Raw genomic sequence first — 15,591 nt, 5'->3', positions numbered from 1 at the left:
TACAGGAAATGAAGGCGTGCCGGCGTGGTGTTAGCCGCGGATGTCGTCGAACAGCACCGTGGAGATGTAACGCTCCCCGAAGTCGCAGACCACGGCCACGATCAACTTGCCGGCATTCTCAGGGCGCTTGGCCAACTCGAGGGCACCCCACACAATGGCGCCGGAGGAAATGCCGCCGAGGATGCCTTCACGTGCGCCGAGGTCACGGGCTACGCGGACCGAGTCTTCCAGGGTGGCGTCAAGGACTTCGTCGTAGACGTTGGTGTCCAGGATTTCCGGAACAAAGTTGGCGCCGATGCCCTGGATCTTGTGCGGGCCAGGGGCTCCACCGTTGAGGATCGCCGAATCTTTGGGCTCGATCGCAACAATCTGCACACCGGGCTTGCGCTCCTTGAGGACCTGGCCAACACCGGTGATGGTGCCGCCGGTGCCTACGCCGGCAACAAAGATGTCTACTTCGCCGTCGGTGTCTTCCCAGACTTCCTCGGCAGTGGTGGCGCGGTGAATGGCTGGGTTGGCCTCGTTGGCAAACTGCTGGGCCCAGATGGAGTTCTCCGTGTTGGCAACGATTTCCTGTGCCTTCTCGACGGCACCTCGCATGCCTTCGGATCCGGGCGTCAGGACGATTTCGGCACCGTAGGCGCGCAACATGACGCGGCGCTCGGTGGACATGGTCTCAGGCATGGTCAGGATGACCTTGTATCCGCGTGCTGCGCCCACCAGCGCAAGTGCGATGCCGGTGTTCCCCGATGTACCTTCGACGATGGTTCCGCCCGGCTTCAGGGCGCCGGACTTCTCGGCAGCATCAATAATGGCCACGCCGATGCGGTCCTTGACGCTGTTGGCCGGGTTGTAGAACTCGAGCTTGACGGCAACCGTGGCGTCGAGGCCTTCGGTGAGCCGGTTCAAACGAACCAGCGGGGTGCGGCCGACCAGCTGCGTGACGTCGTCGTAGATCCTTGCCATGAAAATTACGCCTATCTCTGAAGAGGGATTGCTGAGGTCAGCCTAACCAGCGGGATCGAAACCTCGCTAAGCAGTAAGCCATGCAGAGTAATATTTCCGGGCCTTTGCCAACTTCGGGTTGATGATCACCTGGCAATAGCCCTGATAAGGGTACTTTGCATAGTAATTCTGGTGCACTTCCTCGGCCTCGTGAAACTCGGGAAGTCGGCTGACCTCGGTCACAATCGGATCAGACCACAGGGACTGGGCACGCTCGATGGCTTCTTCGAAGAGGACCTTTTCTTCCGTCGTTGTGTAGAACATTGATGAACGGTACTGGGTGCCGACGTCATACCCCTGGCGATTCAAGGTGGTGGGGTCGTGGAGGGCAAAGAACATGTCCAGGATGACTTCTTCGGGAACTACGGTTTCATCGAAGGTCACCGCAACGACTTCTGCGTGGCCGGTGGTCCCGGAGCATACCTCGTAGTAATCAGGATTGCGGACGTGGCCCCCGGTGTAGCCGGATACCACAGAGCTGACGCCGCGGGTCTTCTGGTAAACGGCATCAAGGCACCAGAAGCAGCCGCCGCCAAGTACGAAAGTTTTCATGTTCTCTTCAATGGATCGGAGGGCCTGATGATTCCCGCTTCACCTTACGGGAGAATTACGGCACCAGGGAGGTGCCACGGAGTGGCGGCTACCTGATGGGGGCTCAGTAGGGAAGAAATCTGGCTCAGTAGGGAAGAATAAGAGCATGGAAGCAGTAAACACCCACATTTCTGATGTGGATTCCGTCGAAGAGGACGAAACAGAGGACGGCAACGCTGATCCTACGCTCGGTCAGGTGTTGCTGGCTGTGGAGGAACTGTGGCCGGAGTCCCTGGCTGAAGACTGGGATGAGGTTGGCCTTGTTGTTGGCCGGCCCAATGTTCCCGTCACCAAAGTTCTCTTTGCCGTGGATCCCACGCTGGCCGTGATCGATGAGGCCGTGGAGTGGGGAGCGGACCTGCTGATCACCCATCACCCGCTTCTTCTCAAAGGCGTGAACTCTGTTGCGGCCACCTCAGCGAAGGGCCTAGCGGTGCACCGGCTGATAGAGGCAGGGGCAGGGCTGTTGACCGTGCACACCAATGGAGATTCAGCCGTGGGTGGAGTTTCAGATGTTCTGGCTGATGCCTTCGGCCTGGAAAACGTCACGCCCTTGACGCCGGCAAGCAACGGTTTGCCTGAGGAGGGTATTGGCAGGGTAGGAGACCTCCCTGAGCTTGAGACACTCGGTGACTTCGCTGCCCGCGTCTTTGAAATGTTGCCGGCCGTCGCAGGCGGTGTCCGGGTAGCTGGAGACAAAGACGGCCTGATCCGGCGCGTTGCGGTGTGCGGCGGAGCCGGTGACAGCTTGTTCGACGCAGTTCGAGCCGCCAACGCTGATGTGTACGTCACAGCAGACATGCGTCACCATCCAGCATCCGAAGCCCGTGAGGGCGCCACCAATGGCCGGCCCTATTTGATTGACGTTTCGCACTTCGCCAGTGAGTGGCTGTGGCTGCCTGCTGCCGCTGAAGCGTTGGGCAACGTGCTGGCGGACCAGGGCTACGACGTCGAGATCCGCGTCAGCGGCACCAACAGTGATCCCTGGGACTTCATACTCACTCCCGGCGGGGACTAGAGTCTAGAAAGATATGGACAGCCCTGACAGTCAGAGGCGGTCCGGCCGGACCTGATCCCCAGGCCGGCAGCTAATAGCGGAGGTAAGCGTGGCGAAAGCAGCACCGGCAGAACAATTGAAGTTGCTTGAACTGCAGGGACTGGATGCCAAGCTCAGGTCGCTTGCGGGCCGCCGGAAGGTTCTGGAAACGGATCCACGCATCACTGACCTCACGGATGCGCTGAGCGTGGCCAACGGCGAGCTCGGCTCGGCCAAGGTTGCCGTTCACGACGCCGAAGCCGAACTTCGCCGCGCGGAAGCCGATGTGGAACAGGTAGCCACCCGTATCCAACGCGACGAGACCCGGCTGAACAGCGGCACCGGGCTGTCCAAGGATCTTGTGGCGCTGCAGAGTGACATTGCCTCTCTCAACAAGCGTCGCTCGGACCTTGAGGACGTTGAACTCGAAATCCTGGAGCGCCTGGATACTTTGCGCGAGCGGCAGGCAGCCCAGCAGTCGATCGTTGACGACATTCAGGGTTCCTTTGGCAGCATCCGGGCTGAACTGGATGAAGCCATTGCCGAGATCGCCGCCGAGGAAACAGTGGTTCGGGGGCAGCGCGCCGCCTTCGCCGAATCCTTGGACGCGGGCATTCTCGCCATCTACGAGAAGACCATTGCCAAACGTGGAGTCGGGGCAGCACGGCTGTTCCACGGAAAGTCCGAAGGCTCCGGCATGATGCTCAGCCCTGGCGACCTCGCCGAAGTCAAAGCCGCCGCTGAGGACGATATTGTCTTTTGCCCGGATTCAGGTGTCATCCTGGTCCGTTCGGCGGAGTGGAACTGACGCAGCCCAACATCAGTTGGACGCTCAGGTGGTGAGGATGATGTTGAGCGCGTGCGGCTTGCGGGCCGTGCCTTCAACGAGTTCAGCAGTCCAGATCTCCCGGGCAGCCTTCAAGAGCTGATCCGGGGTTGCCGGGGCCTTACCGCGCCCGGTCAGCAGGTGGCGGGCCAGTTCGCCCCGGGTGTGTTTGGCGAAGTGACTGACAACCGTGCGCTTGCCGTTCGCTTCGTTGAAAACGTTGATGTTGACTGTTTGCGTCGCCGGGGGAGCCCAGGCAGCAGCGTAGGTACTGGAGCGGCAGTCCACCAACAGTTCGCCGTCGGCGCGTGAGGCGAGGGCAGCGTTAAGCTGCGGCTTCCAGTACGTGGCGAGGCGGCCGACGTCGGGCAGTGCCGTTCCCATGGACAGGCGATAGGCAGGCACGTGGTCGCCGAAGCCTATGGCGCCCCACAGGGCGGAAACCACCAGGACGGATTCGTTCGCCTTGCGGCGCTGCGTTGGCGTCATGCTGTTGTAGCCCAAGGCGTCGTAGAGGACTCCGGAATAGACCTGATGTGCGGGAGCGGCTGGTTCGGCATGCAGCCGGGTATTGCGTTCGACGTCGTCCCGCAACGAGGCGCCGACCCCCAGCAGCGCCAGTGCATCCTCGTGCGCGCTCACCGTACCCAGTGCTTCGAGTACTTTTGCACGGTAGGGGTTCAGTTCGGGGAAGCTGAGCGATTCCCAGTTAATGGCGGGACCGTTGGCAGCGGGGGTCTTGCCTTCGGAAGGCGGCAGCAGAATCAGCACCAGTCGATATTACCGGGGACTTTGGTAGGCCCCAACGCCGGTAGACTGGACGGCGGATGGGTCGACCAGGCGGTCGCGCGTCACGGAAGTGGCTCGAGGAACGTCCGGGCTCCGAAGAGCAGGGTGGTGGGTAACGCCCACTCGGGGTAACCCGCAGGCCAGTGCCACAGAGAACAGACCGCCTGCGCGCTGTGATGTTTTGCATCGCGGGGCAGCAGGTAAGGGTGAAACGGTGGTGTAAGAGACCACCAGCTCCCTGGGTGACCGGGGAGGCTAGGTAAACCCCACCCGGAGCAAGGCCAGACAGGACACGCTTGAGGGCTGCTCGCCCGAGTGTCCGGGTAGGCTGCTGGAGGGCGTCGGCAACGGCGTTCGTAGATGGATGGCCGCCACTCCCTTGCCGGTAACGGCAGGGGATGACAGAACCCGGCGTATCGGTCGACCCATCCACACTAAGGGGCTGAAACTCCCGTGATTTCGCGGGGTTTGGCCCCTTTTTGCTGCGTGTTTCCGGGCTTTCTCGCTTTGCTGAGCTTTGGCGTACTTTTAGTGTTTTGCTGGCTCTGTCCGCGCAAAAGTCCCTGAAAAGTCCCTAGCCACCGTGGAGTCCCGACTCCCGGACGTTCTTGTCCCGCACCCGGTCCGCGTACTCCCGCAAAAGCACCCAGATAGGTTCCTCGCGGTCCGCCACGCGGTCCCGGAGCTCCCTCACCGGCGACGTCGGAGTCTTCGGGTTGGAGACCACCCTGCCAAGGATCTGCGCGCTATCGAACGTGGCCGCCCACGCCAGGCGTTCCGGTGTCACGTCCTGCCGGGCAAGGACGCCCAACACTACCTCCAGATGAACGTCAGACGTCATTAGAGCCCCCAGCACCTCCGGGCGGACCGCAGCACGCGACAGGACCGCCACAGCAGCCTTCCAATCCCCAGCAAGGGCGGCTGCCTCAAACTTCTCCGCGTCATATCCACTCATCCCACCACCGCCCGGGGTACGACAAAGAGCCCTATCCTCCCGGAATCGGGAAGATGAGGATTCTATTACGGGGGGAAGATATCCGGACCTAGTTGTCCCTGTGGAAGTAGACAGACTGGTCGAGGTCTACCTGCAAGTCATCACTCATCCCCAGGAGCTCAAGGTTGGCGACGGTCGGAAAGACCTTGACGGCTGCGAGCTGACCGTCAATGGTCTGGTGACCGTGTTGCACTGCGAGAGGGCGACCAATATGGGCTTGGTTCAGGTCTCGTACCCTGACTTCCTCGAGGGAGCCTTCTTGGCCTTGGTTGTCCGTGATGAACCGGCGGATGTCACGGCCAAACTCCAGAGCCAGTGAGGCTGAGTAGGAGACTACCGCGATGTGGCGCTCGGAATTGCGGGTGAGGAACCAGAGCGGGCCAACCTTTGTGACCCTTGTGCTCTTGCCCTCCTGCGGTGGCATGTAGATGATGAGCCGGTCGCAGACACCGTTCTCCACGTCGATGAGCGCCTGGTCGATGAAGTCCAGTGCCGGGGTTTGGATCGTGGCCGGATCCACGGCCTGGCAAGTTGCCCTGGGGAGTCCCAGTGTGGACGCTCGATCTTCTCAGGCTCCGGTGCCGGCTCGAACATGCGGGCCGCGCGTGCTCCCACATGTCAACAGCCACGTCATCCTCCGAAATTGTCTGTCTGGTCCGGCAGACTTAGGGCATGGAAGCTATCTATGACTCGCGAGGCGATGTAATCGGTTGGTTCGAGGATGCCAACATGGTCCGCAACCTGCATGGTGCTGTGGTTGCCTGGCATAAGAACGGGACCATCTACGATCTGGGCGGACATGAACGAGCTAAGTTCTCTGACGGGTTTTTCCGCGTGGCAGGTGATGCCTTCGCCTTCATTCAGGGTGCCCGTGTTGGCCCGTCACTTCCCATGAGGTCAGTCAGGCCCGTTCGCCCAGTCCGCCATGTGAAGCCGGTTCGCCCCGTTTTTGCGGTTCCCACTGTGGCTCCTGTAAGTTCCCGCAACTGGAGTCACCTCAGCCCCTCGGAAGTAATTCAGGGTCTATAGGGCCCAGGTTAATTTCTGGTCATTTCTGTCAGACCCAGCCGGTAGCGTTTAGGAGTTGGGCCACAGAGCGTGGCCCTCGCCACGAAAGGTGTTATCCATGGCTGTTTCTAAGGAAGTCCGCGAGGCCGACCAAGCTACACGCATTGCTCTGCTCAATGACATCAAAGACGAGATCGGGGGAGGCCAGTACAGCATTCTGGACCTCGCTAAGGCGTACAACTACGTGACCCAGAACGAAGCGCATCGCGAACCGTCGCAGATGCGCTCCATGTAGTTCGTTGCTGCCAGGCCCCGCCGTGGTGCACCGTGGCGGGGTCCGGCGTTGCCGAGTCTCGTAACCCGGGCTCGGCGCCGGATAAAGGGTGATCTGCCAGTATCAGCCGCTGGTTGATCAGTGCCCGGTTTGGTGACCGGTCATAAGGTTCCATGCATGCGCCCCGGCGTCAGGGTGCGGAACTGGTCGGTACGATTTGAAAGTTCTGAGGCCCGCCAGCTCTTGTGTTCCGGCGGGCTATTCAGTTGTGGGGGACGTTCTTAGGCAAGTCCGTCCGTTGCAGGGCCTGAAAGAGGGAGCCCTGGCCGGCCTTCACAGTGTCCGTGGTTCACGCATTGACTCGTCCTCGGACGTGAAAGAACCCGCCTCAAATAGGGGAAGGCGGGTTCAGTCGTGTTGCAATGGTTTGCCCCAAAGCCACTATTCGCATCATGAAAAGACTGTGGACCAAGTTGGCAACTGTCAAGCGTCTAACTAGCAAGTGTGAGACGCTCACGCCTGCCGGTTGGGGTGTCCCGATATACGGCGATGACAGAGGCAGGGGTGTAAAGCTCCCGCTGGGTCCCCAGGTCGCACACGTCAGGCTCCAACTTGCCAGCGTTGACCCAATTGCGGGCTTTTTTGATGTCGATGCGTGCGTGCCCTGAGGTGGTGAGCCAGCGGGCTACGTCGGGCAGGAACGCTTGAACGTGCCACGCCTCGCTGATGAGCCATTGCTGGCGTTCCTTGGATGAATCTGAGGCGCCGCAGAGCCTGCATTTCGCGATCCTTCCGGCGACGAGGGACATCATGATCCCACCGCAGGGGCCGCCTTCGAATTCGTTCCAGCGGGCGATGACAGGCTGTTCCCCAAATGGCCCAACGGTGGGGAGCTGCGACTTCCACCCGTCGAGGATTACGCGGAGAGTCTGCGCTCGGTCGAGGGCGTCAAGGTTCGCGGGTTCCTGCGAGGCAGCGTGCCCTCCGGAGCCGCCCACTGAGGGCGCCCCAACGTCGAGCCTGGAGCCGGACACCATGATGCCTTCCCAGATCCCGGCCACGGCGCGAAGGTCGGCTTCGAGTGGAGTGGTGCAGGAGTGGCAGAGGGTGAATCCATCGAGCGGCGCTTCGCAGTTCCCGCATTCTGTGCCGGGTGAGCCGGTGCTGTGACTCCCACTCGTGATGACCTGTTGCGGGTGCGTGATGACCCCCAAAGCACTCCCCAATTCCCGAGACATTTACCAGTGGTAACTTTAACATCTACAATGCGCTCAGGCGTCGGAGGAAAATGCCCGATTGCACATTGTGCCCCGGTCCCGCGTCTTGTCGTTAGGAGATGGCAACCACGTCTTCGTGGAACATCGAAACCAATGCGAACGCCAAGGCCAACGCGGTCTTGGCGCCCTGCATGGTTACGTGCTGGTAAGTGTCCGAACCATGGCGCTCTCCGCCAGACCAGAGTTTTTGCATCATGCCGATGACGAGTTCGCCGTCTGCCATGAATGTGTGGGCCAGCGGGAGAGTCACAGACTTGTCTTTGAAATGGGCAATCACGGATCCCAATGTTGCCCTGTTGTTGGCAGGCAGGAACCGCGGGCAAACAATGGTCTCGACGGCCTTCACCATGAGTCCATATGCGTTGTTGGGGTCCGCAGCTGGACCGTAGATTTCGTTGAAAGCCTCTGCCAAGAGGCCCCCGGCAGAGGCGGTCTTCGAGACGACATCTTGATATGCGGCGGCAACACCTTCCGGGATGCGCTGCGCCATTCGAGGCTTCCCTTCATCAACCTCAGTCACGGTCCACTCGGAGTGACCGAGATCGAGGATGAACTTCAGATGCTCAGAGTTCCGGGCAACGGCATCCACATGGAACAGGAGCCAGTCCAGAACGGACACAAGATTCGTACTGTCCATTTCACGGAGGTGGCGTGCGAATTCATAGCTAACGTGCGGGAAGGGTCGTTTAAACGTAAGCGTCAGCAGCTGAGGGATGGTCTCGTCGAAGTATCTTCCCCCCAGCTCGTCGACGACCCACTCAGTTATGTGCTGCCGCATGTACCCCGGAATTCCGGGCTCAATAGACGTCATTTTTGCGAACTCATCGTGCCCCATGGCGGGCGAAACCCATTCCGTCATCTTCCCCGTTTCGTAAATCGGCCTCAATCGATCTTACAAGTCAGGCGAGGTCCCGCCGGCAAGAAGACGGAGATGCTGGGGGACGATTTCCGGCACCAACACTTGTTGAGAGGGGACAGGTTACGCGATGCAAGGGTACGCCGGATAGCCTCAGCAACAAGGGCACCCTGGGACTCAGCCAGCTTCACCATTCTCTCCTCAATCGCAGCCTTCGCGAGGTGGTCGCGTTCCTTCAGGTACAGCTCATACCAAACCGTGGGGCCAGCCTTCTCCGTGGTCTTATCGATCGGCCCTTCCGGCCCGATACCAACCTCAGTCTTAGACCTGCTCCAAATTGGATCGTCATGCCTTAATTCTTGGACTTTTTCTCGCAGCCAGGCGACGTGGCCAGCTGTCCAGTGGATCTCGTCCAGCAACGCCTTGCCCGGTCGATGTCGAGGGGGAGGCTAAGGGTGCGCACGCCGCGCTCTAGTTCTATGCGGGTTTGGGCTTCCACAACGTGCTTCTCCGCGGCACGCCTCGCTTGAGGGGAGTTCCCACAATGACCCCAGCAACGCTTGCCGCCTTCGGTGGGCGCGTTGCCACACATCTTAGCTGCTTGCTTACCGCGCAACTTCGCTCCGCACTGCACCGGTGTGTGGACTCGTCTATCGTCCATCAACGTCAGTCCTCATCGTCATTTCTGTCGATGATTCTTAGTAGCGCTTCAATTTCTGCTTTCCGACCTCTGGCCCCCGCTATGCGTGCTTGAATTTCGCTCAACTGCTCCCGAAGCAAGGCTCGCCCGGGGTCATCCTCGGAAAGATCCTCCATGTCGTAGTGCAGAACTGCTGCATCGTGTTCTAAAAAGTCGAAAACTCCCTCCAGGGAAAGGAGCTCATCCTTTAAGTCCCGAACTACCGGGTTGGCATCGTCAGGCTTTTCGGCATACAACTTCCAGTGCCTTCGGCTCTGCGGTGACAATGTACCGGCGTTGCGAAGCCCGATTCTGCGCTTGGCGTCAAGACTTCGCTTTAGTGCCTCCATCAGGTCAATGACGTCAGAGCCTTCTGACTCAGCAGGGGCGACCTCCTTCGCTTCGGAAACCGCTGCTTTCATGTCTTCTTGAGCTGCGCGGACCTTGGCGTTTTCGTCTGGGTTGTCGTCGGACGCGGGAACTAGCGAATAGTAGAACTGTTCACTGTTGAGGATGAGTATGTCCTGGCCCGTTACCTCACGGAACTCCTGAACGAGTTCCGGGCGTGGCGCCAAGGACGTTCCGTCTTCACCTTTCAGCCACCAGTCCAGCTTGTCGTCATCGGTAACGAAGACTACGTGCCGTTTGACGTTCGTGGCATGATCCAGAAGCTGTCGCCACAGGATGTAATCGCCATACTTGCGGTTTCCATCCTTGCCACTGTCTTTGTAGCCGGGAGGAGTCTCGTTATTGAAACGTTCCTCGCCGTCCTTCCACATCTCTTCCAGATCTTCTGGACTGGGTTTGGTTCCGACGCCGTTGTCAAACACGTTGGCGATTCGGTCCAGTAGGGCATCTGGCGTGTTGTGGTGTGTTTGTCTTTCGATTTCCTTCTTCTGCTCGTAGAGTTCCTGCTTCAGCTTTTCCAGCCCAGCTAGTGCTTCTTCCTGGCTGGCTGGTGGAGCTGTGTAGATGCGGGTTTTCTTGTCAGTTGAGCGGAAGTGATCAAGGAGTTGCTTGATTTTGCCGATACGTTCGGTGTGGTTTGTTGTTTGCTTTTGCTTGGCCCGTTCCTTGTGAACATTCCGGTGGAACTCGGTTGCGACCTGATATGGGATCCACATCTGCTCCTGTCGACGCTCCATCGCGTCCAGGTACAGGCCTGAGGTGTGCTCGTGCACTTTGTACAGAGATAGCAGGATGTTGGCATCCAGGACGATGAGGCCGCCTCGCCATATGGTGTCCCACTCCGCTTGTGTGGGGTGGTAGTAGCCGCGGAACAGGTCGCGCAATGTGTCCTCCATCATAAATGCTTGTGGTCAATTCAACCGAGAAGTGCGGCTGGCTCCTAATTGGTCCTCTCCGTTGCGCAGTGCATACCCGGTCAGTGGCGGTGTCCATGATGGAGTGGGGCTCCGACTAAATCCATCTCTCGGGGAGCTAGCAAGTGCTTCGGCGTCGGATAGGGTAGGGCGTCGCGGAGGCGGAGCGTCCTCTACTTCCAGAGGGTGACGGCTCGGGCTGCGTCGCCATCGCTGGCTACGCCCTGTTCAAACGGGTCACCAACGTTGACAGCACTTTCGGAGGGTCCAATTGGTCTTGGTGCCCCCGGATCAAGCTTCAGGGTTTCCATCCGGTCGACGTATCTCGGTTCAGTGAAAGCAGAACCGAAGTTGATGCCGTGGCCTCCGACGTTAACCCTTTTGCTGCGGAACGTCTGAGCGAGGGTTATCTTAGGTCCAACCTCGACTGCGACGACAGAGATCTTAATTCGCTTGAACCCTCCCAAGACCTCACCTGAGTCTGGGTCCTTGATGCTGTCGGTGGTGGTGTCCAAGATATTGAAGTACATTCCCTTCTCCACGCCGTGGTCAGACCCGCGATTGAGGATAAGTTCTCTGTCGCTGACGATCTCCGCGACCTTGCCCTCAATCTTCTCTGTTTGCGCGTCACTCATGCCAGTTTCCTTCCTCAATAAGTTGCTTAAACCTTCGGCGCCCACTGTTCCTCGTCTCAATTACTCGGTCGACAACTCCGGGGGCTGCGCTGTTCCAGTTATCCACGGCACGGGCCAACAGCTCGTCCTGAACATTGAGTGTCTCCTGAGCTGATCCGAGGTGTACTGCCTGCAGTCCAGGGTTCTTTTCTGCGGCGGCGATGCCGATGGACTGCGACGCTCGCTGCAAATTACTCTGCACATCCAGAAGGGTTATCACTGACTGGGAAGCGATTTGGGAGTTATCAATCGGCTTTGGCGAAGGAGCTGCCAATGTTCCTACGAGAGCGCCTGCCACTGCCGCGGCACCGAGAAGAAGCCCGTTACCTAAATGGCCGGCCGCAATGATCGTCAGGACCACGACAGCAACTGCAAGGCCTAAGGCCCACCAGAGGCGTGGGCCGAAGTAGATGACGGAGTTCCGGAAGCGGATGCCCGGCCTTTCATCATCCCCATGTTGATTTTCCACGCGTGAATCATCTCATGTTCCCTCGCAGGTCTTGCCCGGCGCACCCGCATTTCGACGCTCCGTCCGTTATGGGGTGGTGTGTGGTTGCGGTGCAGCACTCTTGGTGGTGGTGGCCGTGTGCGGCGCAGTGCGGCTGACGGTTCACGGCGTTCCTTCGGTTGGGGGAAGGAAACCCCCGCCGGAGCGGCGGCTTCCTGAGTGCTAGACGTTGCCGTTGCAGCCGCTGCGGTTGCGTCATACGTGCTGCGGCGGACACTAACGGCCCAGCAGACTATCACAGCCGAAGCATTAGCCCTACAGCGAAGCCTCGCAACAGAGGCTGCAGAAAAGCAAGCAAAGCTGGCTGAAGCGCAACTTCGCGAGCAACGTGCAGGGCTTGAACTCCAGCTACAAGCGCAAAAGGAAGGGCTTGCCCTCCAGCTGGCCGAGCAGAAACGAGAAGCTGTGTTAGATCGAGAGCACGCAGCCATAACAAGTCTCATTGAGGTGCTCACGGACTCTGTAGGGGTCTCCCACGGACGCACATCCGACGATGATCGCACGATGATGACGCGTGTAGGCGGAGCAGCTGCTCGCTGGCAGCTAGAAACGACGAACGCAGAGCTCCGTCTAGCTTTGAATGGATGGGGCCAGCTTTGGTATACACCCCGAAGAGGGTAGGAAAGTAACGTCGCAAGCCCTGGCAAGCATGCTTGAGCTGTCCCGCGAATGGACACACGCTAACGCGGATAAGCGTATAACACTTCTGGCGAATATCACTCTAGCCCGGGCGAAGGTGGACGCAACTCGGAAGCGTGCGGATGCTCCTGCCGACTAGTTCAGCATGATGGGCACAGCTAACCGCTGCCTTCATCGGAGGATCTCCTCCGCGGCCTCATAGTATTCAGTTGTGAATAGTGATGAAACTTGGCTCTTGCAGTTGTGGAGCGGAACGTTTGGCGCAACGATCAGTGCATTTCTGGCAGCGGGGGTTGCGTACTTCGTTGTGATTCGAACTAACGCCCACCAAACAAAGCTGGCAAAAACAGCCCTTGACGAGCAGCGCGAAGATCTGCAACGACAAATAGACGAGCAGCGGGCGGAAAGTTCAAGGAATCGTGGTATCGCAGCAATTGCCGACTTACTCCCAGACTTCGGACAAATAGAGGCGACCACCAACGAGAGCACAGTACCGACTTTTAGCGAACTGACAGCCTTTCGGTTGAGAATCACCACGACCATTTCGCGTTGGAGGCTTGAGGTTGACAACGTGTCGATGTTCAATGAGTTGGACCATTGGCCCTCCCTTATTTTTCGCATGGCGAAGCGATGTGTGGACAGCAGTGGTGACTCGCGAGCGACCTGGATTGAGCTCACGCTGACAACGGCCGCCATCCGAGATGTGGCAATGGTTTGGTACATGGCAGATTCTGGTGGACAAGAAGCACTCGCCCAGCGGCTCAAGGCTCAACGTCTGATGTTGGATCCCCTGTTACGAGGAGCGGACAAGCAGAAAGCCGAAACTTTGAAGGCCCTGCACGCGGAGGCTGAAGCCGAGAGTTCCATTGCGGCATCCAGCGCCGACCTTGCAGAAGACGCCAAGCGTTGAGTGCGGATTGGGTGACGCCTGTTGGTTGGGTGGGGAGTCGCGATGAGATCGCCGAGATGTACGGAGGCTCGATAAACGGCGGGATGGAGTCGCCGGAGAAGACGGCCAGCGTCCTCCTGTTCACTGACCCGGGTGCAAGGAGAACGGCTACGAGTATGACGGCTGGTCTCCAGATGGAAGCGTCTTTTCCTACACCGGCATGGATCGGGTCGGGCCACAAAGGATGCACCGTGGAAACAAAGCCACACGCGACCACAAACTGAACGCCAAGAGCCTCCGTCTCTCCGGTCCCGGCATTCACCCCCGTGGCCCACCGCCAACTGGTGCTGTTTCCCGGGCCGGCACGCGATCTGCAGCGCGGACGTTCCCACGGCTTCCCATCCCCGGCTAACCCAGCGATGGCAGCTTTTCTCGACGGGTTCGTCGTGGACTACGCGGAAAAGCACGGATGGAGCCTGACCGCGACCAAAATCGTCCGCCGCGGACTTGCCATCGCCCTTGGCCTGCAGGACACCCCAGGGGCACCTCTGCGTGCCACGGACCTTCTCGAACTGCAGCCCGTTAGAACGAACACTTTGCGGTTGCTGGAGGTTTGCGATGCGGCCGGGCTGCTCGAGGACGACCGTGAACCGACCGTCGACAAGTGGTTCAGCACCGCCATCGCAGGTCTTCCCGAACAAATGCGCCACGAGCTGGGCCGTTGGTACGTGGTCATGACCCACGGCAGCATGTCCCCTCCGCGCAGTAAACCCCGGACGGAACAGCCCATCCGCCTGAACCTGCGGTGGCCCCTTCCTGCCCTGAACGCCTGGGCGGCGGCCGGACACACCACCCTCCGGGAAGTCACCGCAGAAGACGCCAGAGAAGTCCTTCCCGGCTCTGGCAATCCGCGCGCCACCATGGGGCAAGGACTGCGCTGCTTGTTCCGGGTCCTCAAAGCCCACCGTGTCGTCTTCTTCAACCCCATCGGGTCGATACGCACCGGCACCCACGAGACCCGCCAACCAATGCCTGTGGCCACTTCCGCGCTGCGTGCGGCCATCAACTCCACGAATCCGGCCCGCGCAGCGGTGACAGCGATTGTTGCCTTCCCTGGACTCCGGTCCGGCTAGGTGCGGAAGCTCCAACTGAGTCAAGGACGTGGGCAACGTCGGCCGCGACTAACCACGGTTCCCCGTTGAGTACCTCGGACCGGATGGCTGATCCTTAAAAGTTGAAGGAATACTGGGCAAAGTCGGCGAATTACACGGGTGGTTTTCCACCTTTGGGGCCTTGTTTCCCGATTACGCTGAGTTGTGTTTCCTAAGTTTTCCTACGAAAGTGAATCTCGTGATCAGCGGAGATGAAATAAGAGCGGCTCGCGAGAATGCCGGACTCACGCAACAGGAGCTAGCAAGCCTCCTGAGCGTTACGTTGCGCACCGTCGGCAACTGGGAGCGTGGAGAGTCAGTCCCTCGAAACAGGGAGGCCGCTATCCGCTCGGTATTAGCCGAGAAACTCAGTGGTGACCGTCCGCAGGGCGTCACTCTTGAAACCGCCTCTGATAAGCAGCTTCTCGCTGAGCTCGCCAAACGATTAACTCCCGACGAAGCAGCTAAGCAAGTCATCTATAGGACGAGAGTCGTTGATATTCCCGACGACTACCGCCTAGCTGCGGATGTCAATGAACACAATATTGCGGGGGACGACCTCCCGCATGACATAGGGAACTGTAGTGAAGAAGGCTCTTGCTGGTGTCGGGATAACGACCCTATTGCTTGTCGGCTGCGCCGCGCCCAGCCCAACCGTTACGATAACGGCTACGCCAACGCCTACTCCGGAGAAGTTCACAGCGACAGTCAAGCTTGAGCTTCAGGACATGAATTACGTGCAGAAGCTCTACAACGTAAACACCAAGACCGAGTCTGGGTGTAAGGGCAAGGGGCCATATCAGGACCTGGCCTACAACGGGAATGCCACTATCCAAGACCTGGATGAGCTTCCTCTAAGCCTGGCTGGTGATGTGGTCAAGTCCGAACTAACGGCGGCCGGCTGTCTTATGACCTATGAGTTCCGCAGGGTCGTCCCGGGAGAAAAGACCTACGTTCTGCAACTCGGGCACCGGTCACCTACTGAGTATTCGGAATCTGAGCTACGTGACGGCATTGAACTGACTATCGGCGGCAAATCCTAGCCGCCATCAGCAACTTTAAATGGATGAAGG

At 59.3% G+C, this 15,591-nt stretch carries 19 protein-coding genes and 1 other RNA gene; 10 read left to right on the top strand and 10 right to left on the bottom strand.

Going from position 1 to position 15,591, the window contains the following annotated elements; translation table 11 throughout:
• Positions 1-30 precede the first annotated feature (30 nt).
• Together cysK and msrA are read right to left on the bottom strand one after the other, a co-directional pair.
• The gene (cysK, locus tag ACZ5J0_RS11275; protein WP_062069167.1) at positions 31-966 is read right to left on the bottom strand and encodes a cysteine synthase A; all 936 of its coding nucleotides are present in this window, start codon (positions 964-966) and stop codon (positions 31-33) included.
• Between the two features lie 66 nt (positions 967-1,032).
• Entirely contained in the window at positions 1,033-1,557 is a 525-nt protein-coding gene (gene msrA / locus ACZ5J0_RS11270; RefSeq protein ID WP_166840480.1) for a peptide-methionine (S)-S-oxide reductase MsrA, read from the bottom strand.
• 145 nt (positions 1,558-1,702) lie between these two features.
• On the opposite strand from msrA, the gene ACZ5J0_RS11265 reads away from it, so the two are divergent.
• Together ACZ5J0_RS11265 and ACZ5J0_RS11260 are read left to right on the top strand one after the other, a co-directional pair.
• Positions 1,703-2,614, top strand: coding sequence for a Nif3-like dinuclear metal center hexameric protein (locus tag ACZ5J0_RS11265; protein ID WP_464093145.1), 912 nt, complete (start codon positions 1,703-1,705; stop codon positions 2,612-2,614).
• An 88-nt stretch (positions 2,615-2,702) separates the two neighbouring features.
• Positions 2,703-3,440, top strand: a complete 738-nt coding sequence (locus ACZ5J0_RS11260; protein WP_166840484.1) for a zinc ribbon domain-containing protein — start codon at positions 2,703-2,705, stop codon at positions 3,438-3,440.
• Positions 3,441-3,464: 24 nt separating this feature from the next.
• Here ACZ5J0_RS11260 and ACZ5J0_RS11255 read toward each other — a convergent pair whose 3' ends face one another.
• Positions 3,465-4,229, bottom strand: a complete 765-nt coding sequence (locus tag ACZ5J0_RS11255) for a YaaA family protein (protein WP_464093144.1) — start codon at positions 4,227-4,229, stop codon at positions 3,465-3,467.
• A gap of 57 nt (positions 4,230-4,286) precedes the next feature.
• On the opposite strand from ACZ5J0_RS11255, the gene rnpB reads away from it, so the two are divergent.
• Positions 4,287-4,679: RNase P RNA component class A (rnpB, locus tag ACZ5J0_RS11250), an RNA gene on the top strand.
• A 142-nt stretch (positions 4,680-4,821) separates the two neighbouring features.
• Here the strand turns inward: rnpB and ACZ5J0_RS11245 are convergent.
• On the bottom strand, positions 4,822-5,202 hold the full coding sequence (locus tag ACZ5J0_RS11245) for a hypothetical protein (RefSeq protein WP_464093143.1): 381 nt from the start codon (positions 5,200-5,202) through the stop codon (positions 4,822-4,824).
• Between the two features lie 88 nt (positions 5,203-5,290).
• Positions 5,291-5,761 (bottom strand): hypothetical protein, encoded by a 471-nt coding sequence (locus tag ACZ5J0_RS11240; RefSeq protein WP_464093142.1) that lies wholly within the window; start codon positions 5,759-5,761, stop codon positions 5,291-5,293.
• Between the two features lie 152 nt (positions 5,762-5,913).
• On the opposite strand from ACZ5J0_RS11240, the gene ACZ5J0_RS11235 reads away from it, so the two are divergent.
• Together ACZ5J0_RS11235 and ACZ5J0_RS11230 are read left to right on the top strand one after the other, a co-directional pair.
• Positions 5,914-6,270 carry a 4-fold beta flower protein gene (locus tag ACZ5J0_RS11235; protein ID WP_464093141.1) on the top strand — a complete coding sequence of 119 codons (357 nt, stop codon included), beginning with the start codon at positions 5,914-5,916 and terminating at the stop codon, positions 6,268-6,270.
• A gap of 97 nt (positions 6,271-6,367) precedes the next feature.
• Complete coding sequence (locus ACZ5J0_RS11230) at positions 6,368-6,544, top strand: hypothetical protein (protein ID WP_464093140.1); 177 nt, start codon at positions 6,368-6,370, stop codon at positions 6,542-6,544.
• Between the two features lie 470 nt (positions 6,545-7,014).
• On the opposite strand, the gene ACZ5J0_RS11225 is transcribed toward ACZ5J0_RS11230, so the two are convergent.
• The 5 genes from ACZ5J0_RS11225 to ACZ5J0_RS11205 form a co-directional block, all read right to left on the bottom strand.
• On the bottom strand, positions 7,015-7,761 hold the full coding sequence (locus ACZ5J0_RS11225; protein ID WP_464093139.1) for a hypothetical protein: 747 nt from the start codon (positions 7,759-7,761) through the stop codon (positions 7,015-7,017).
• Between the two features lie 91 nt (positions 7,762-7,852).
• The gene (locus tag ACZ5J0_RS11220; RefSeq protein ID WP_464093138.1) at positions 7,853-8,611 is read right to left on the bottom strand and encodes a hypothetical protein; all 759 of its coding nucleotides are present in this window, start codon (positions 8,609-8,611) and stop codon (positions 7,853-7,855) included.
• Positions 8,612-9,322: 711 nt separating this feature from the next.
• Positions 9,323-10,642: a PIN domain-containing protein gene (locus ACZ5J0_RS11215; RefSeq protein WP_464093137.1), complete on the bottom strand. Its 1,320-nt coding sequence runs from the start codon at positions 10,640-10,642 to the stop codon at positions 9,323-9,325.
• A gap of 188 nt (positions 10,643-10,830) precedes the next feature.
• Positions 10,831-11,292, bottom strand: coding sequence for a hypothetical protein (locus ACZ5J0_RS11210; protein WP_464093136.1), 462 nt, complete (start codon positions 11,290-11,292; stop codon positions 10,831-10,833).
• Positions 11,285-11,800 (bottom strand): hypothetical protein, encoded by a 516-nt coding sequence (locus ACZ5J0_RS11205; RefSeq protein WP_464093135.1) that lies wholly within the window; start codon positions 11,798-11,800, stop codon positions 11,285-11,287. Before ACZ5J0_RS11205 ends, ACZ5J0_RS11210 begins: the two co-directional genes overlap by 8 nt.
• A gap of 889 nt (positions 11,801-12,689) precedes the next feature.
• Here ACZ5J0_RS11205 and ACZ5J0_RS11200 point away from each other — a divergent pair.
• The 5 genes from ACZ5J0_RS11200 (at position 12,690) to ACZ5J0_RS11180 (ending at position 15,561) form a co-directional block, all read left to right on the top strand.
• Entirely contained in the window at positions 12,690-13,388 is a 699-nt protein-coding gene (locus ACZ5J0_RS11200; protein WP_464093134.1) for a hypothetical protein, read from the top strand.
• A 199-nt stretch (positions 13,389-13,587) separates the two neighbouring features.
• Positions 13,588-13,779: a hypothetical protein gene (locus ACZ5J0_RS11195; protein WP_464093133.1), complete on the top strand. Its 192-nt coding sequence runs from the start codon at positions 13,588-13,590 to the stop codon at positions 13,777-13,779.
• A 7-nt stretch (positions 13,780-13,786) separates the two neighbouring features.
• On the top strand, positions 13,787-14,500 hold the full coding sequence (locus tag ACZ5J0_RS11190) for a hypothetical protein (RefSeq protein WP_464093132.1): 714 nt from the start codon (positions 13,787-13,789) through the stop codon (positions 14,498-14,500).
• A gap of 208 nt (positions 14,501-14,708) precedes the next feature.
• Positions 14,709-15,236 (top strand): helix-turn-helix domain-containing protein, encoded by a 528-nt coding sequence (locus ACZ5J0_RS11185; protein WP_464093131.1) that lies wholly within the window; start codon positions 14,709-14,711, stop codon positions 15,234-15,236.
• A 10-nt stretch (positions 15,237-15,246) separates the two neighbouring features.
• Positions 15,247-15,561 carry a hypothetical protein gene (locus ACZ5J0_RS11180; protein ID WP_464093130.1) on the top strand — a complete coding sequence of 105 codons (315 nt, stop codon included), beginning with the start codon at positions 15,247-15,249 and terminating at the stop codon, positions 15,559-15,561.
• Positions 15,562-15,591: the final 30 nt, after the last annotated feature.

Source organism: Arthrobacter sp. DualSoilB13, from assembly GCF_055389195.1.
Note: the sequence above shows the minus strand (reverse complement) of the source record. Positions and strands in the feature narration are given on the sequence as shown.

Excerpts from the sequence above, each read along its gene's own strand:
- msrA (WP_166840480.1), bottom strand. The coding sequence starts at position 1,557 with ATGAAAACTTTCGTACTTGGCGGCGGCTGCTTCTGGTGCCTTGATGCC.
- ACZ5J0_RS11210 (WP_464093136.1), bottom strand. The coding sequence starts at position 11,292 with ATGAGTGACGCGCAAACAGAGAAGATTGAGGGCAAGGTCGCGGAGATC.
- ACZ5J0_RS11230 (WP_464093140.1), top strand. The coding sequence starts at position 6,368 with ATGGCTGTTTCTAAGGAAGTCCGCGAGGCCGACCAAGCTACACGCATT.
- ACZ5J0_RS11220 (WP_464093138.1), bottom strand. The coding sequence starts at position 8,611 with ATGACGTCTATTGAGCCCGGAATTCCGGGGTACATGCGGCAGCACATA.
- ACZ5J0_RS11265 (WP_464093145.1), top strand. The coding sequence starts at position 1,703 with ATGGAAGCAGTAAACACCCACATTTCTGATGTGGATTCCGTCGAAGAG.
- ACZ5J0_RS11235 (WP_464093141.1), top strand. The coding sequence starts at position 5,914 with ATGGAAGCTATCTATGACTCGCGAGGCGATGTAATCGGTTGGTTCGAG.
- ACZ5J0_RS11190 (WP_464093132.1), top strand. The coding sequence starts at position 13,787 with ATGGCAGCTTTTCTCGACGGGTTCGTCGTGGACTACGCGGAAAAGCAC.
- ACZ5J0_RS11195 (WP_464093133.1), top strand. The coding sequence starts at position 13,588 with ATGGATCGGGTCGGGCCACAAAGGATGCACCGTGGAAACAAAGCCACA.
- ACZ5J0_RS11245 (WP_464093143.1), bottom strand. The coding sequence starts at position 5,202 with ATGAGTGGATATGACGCGGAGAAGTTTGAGGCAGCCGCCCTTGCTGGG.
- ACZ5J0_RS11215 (WP_464093137.1), bottom strand. The coding sequence starts at position 10,642 with ATGATGGAGGACACATTGCGCGACCTGTTCCGCGGCTACTACCACCCC.
- ACZ5J0_RS11225 (WP_464093139.1), bottom strand. The coding sequence starts at position 7,761 with ATGTCTCGGGAATTGGGGAGTGCTTTGGGGGTCATCACGCACCCGCAA.
- ACZ5J0_RS11180 (WP_464093130.1), top strand. The coding sequence starts at position 15,247 with ATGAATTACGTGCAGAAGCTCTACAACGTAAACACCAAGACCGAGTCT.
- cysK (WP_062069167.1), bottom strand. The coding sequence starts at position 966 with ATGGCAAGGATCTACGACGACGTCACGCAGCTGGTCGGCCGCACCCCG.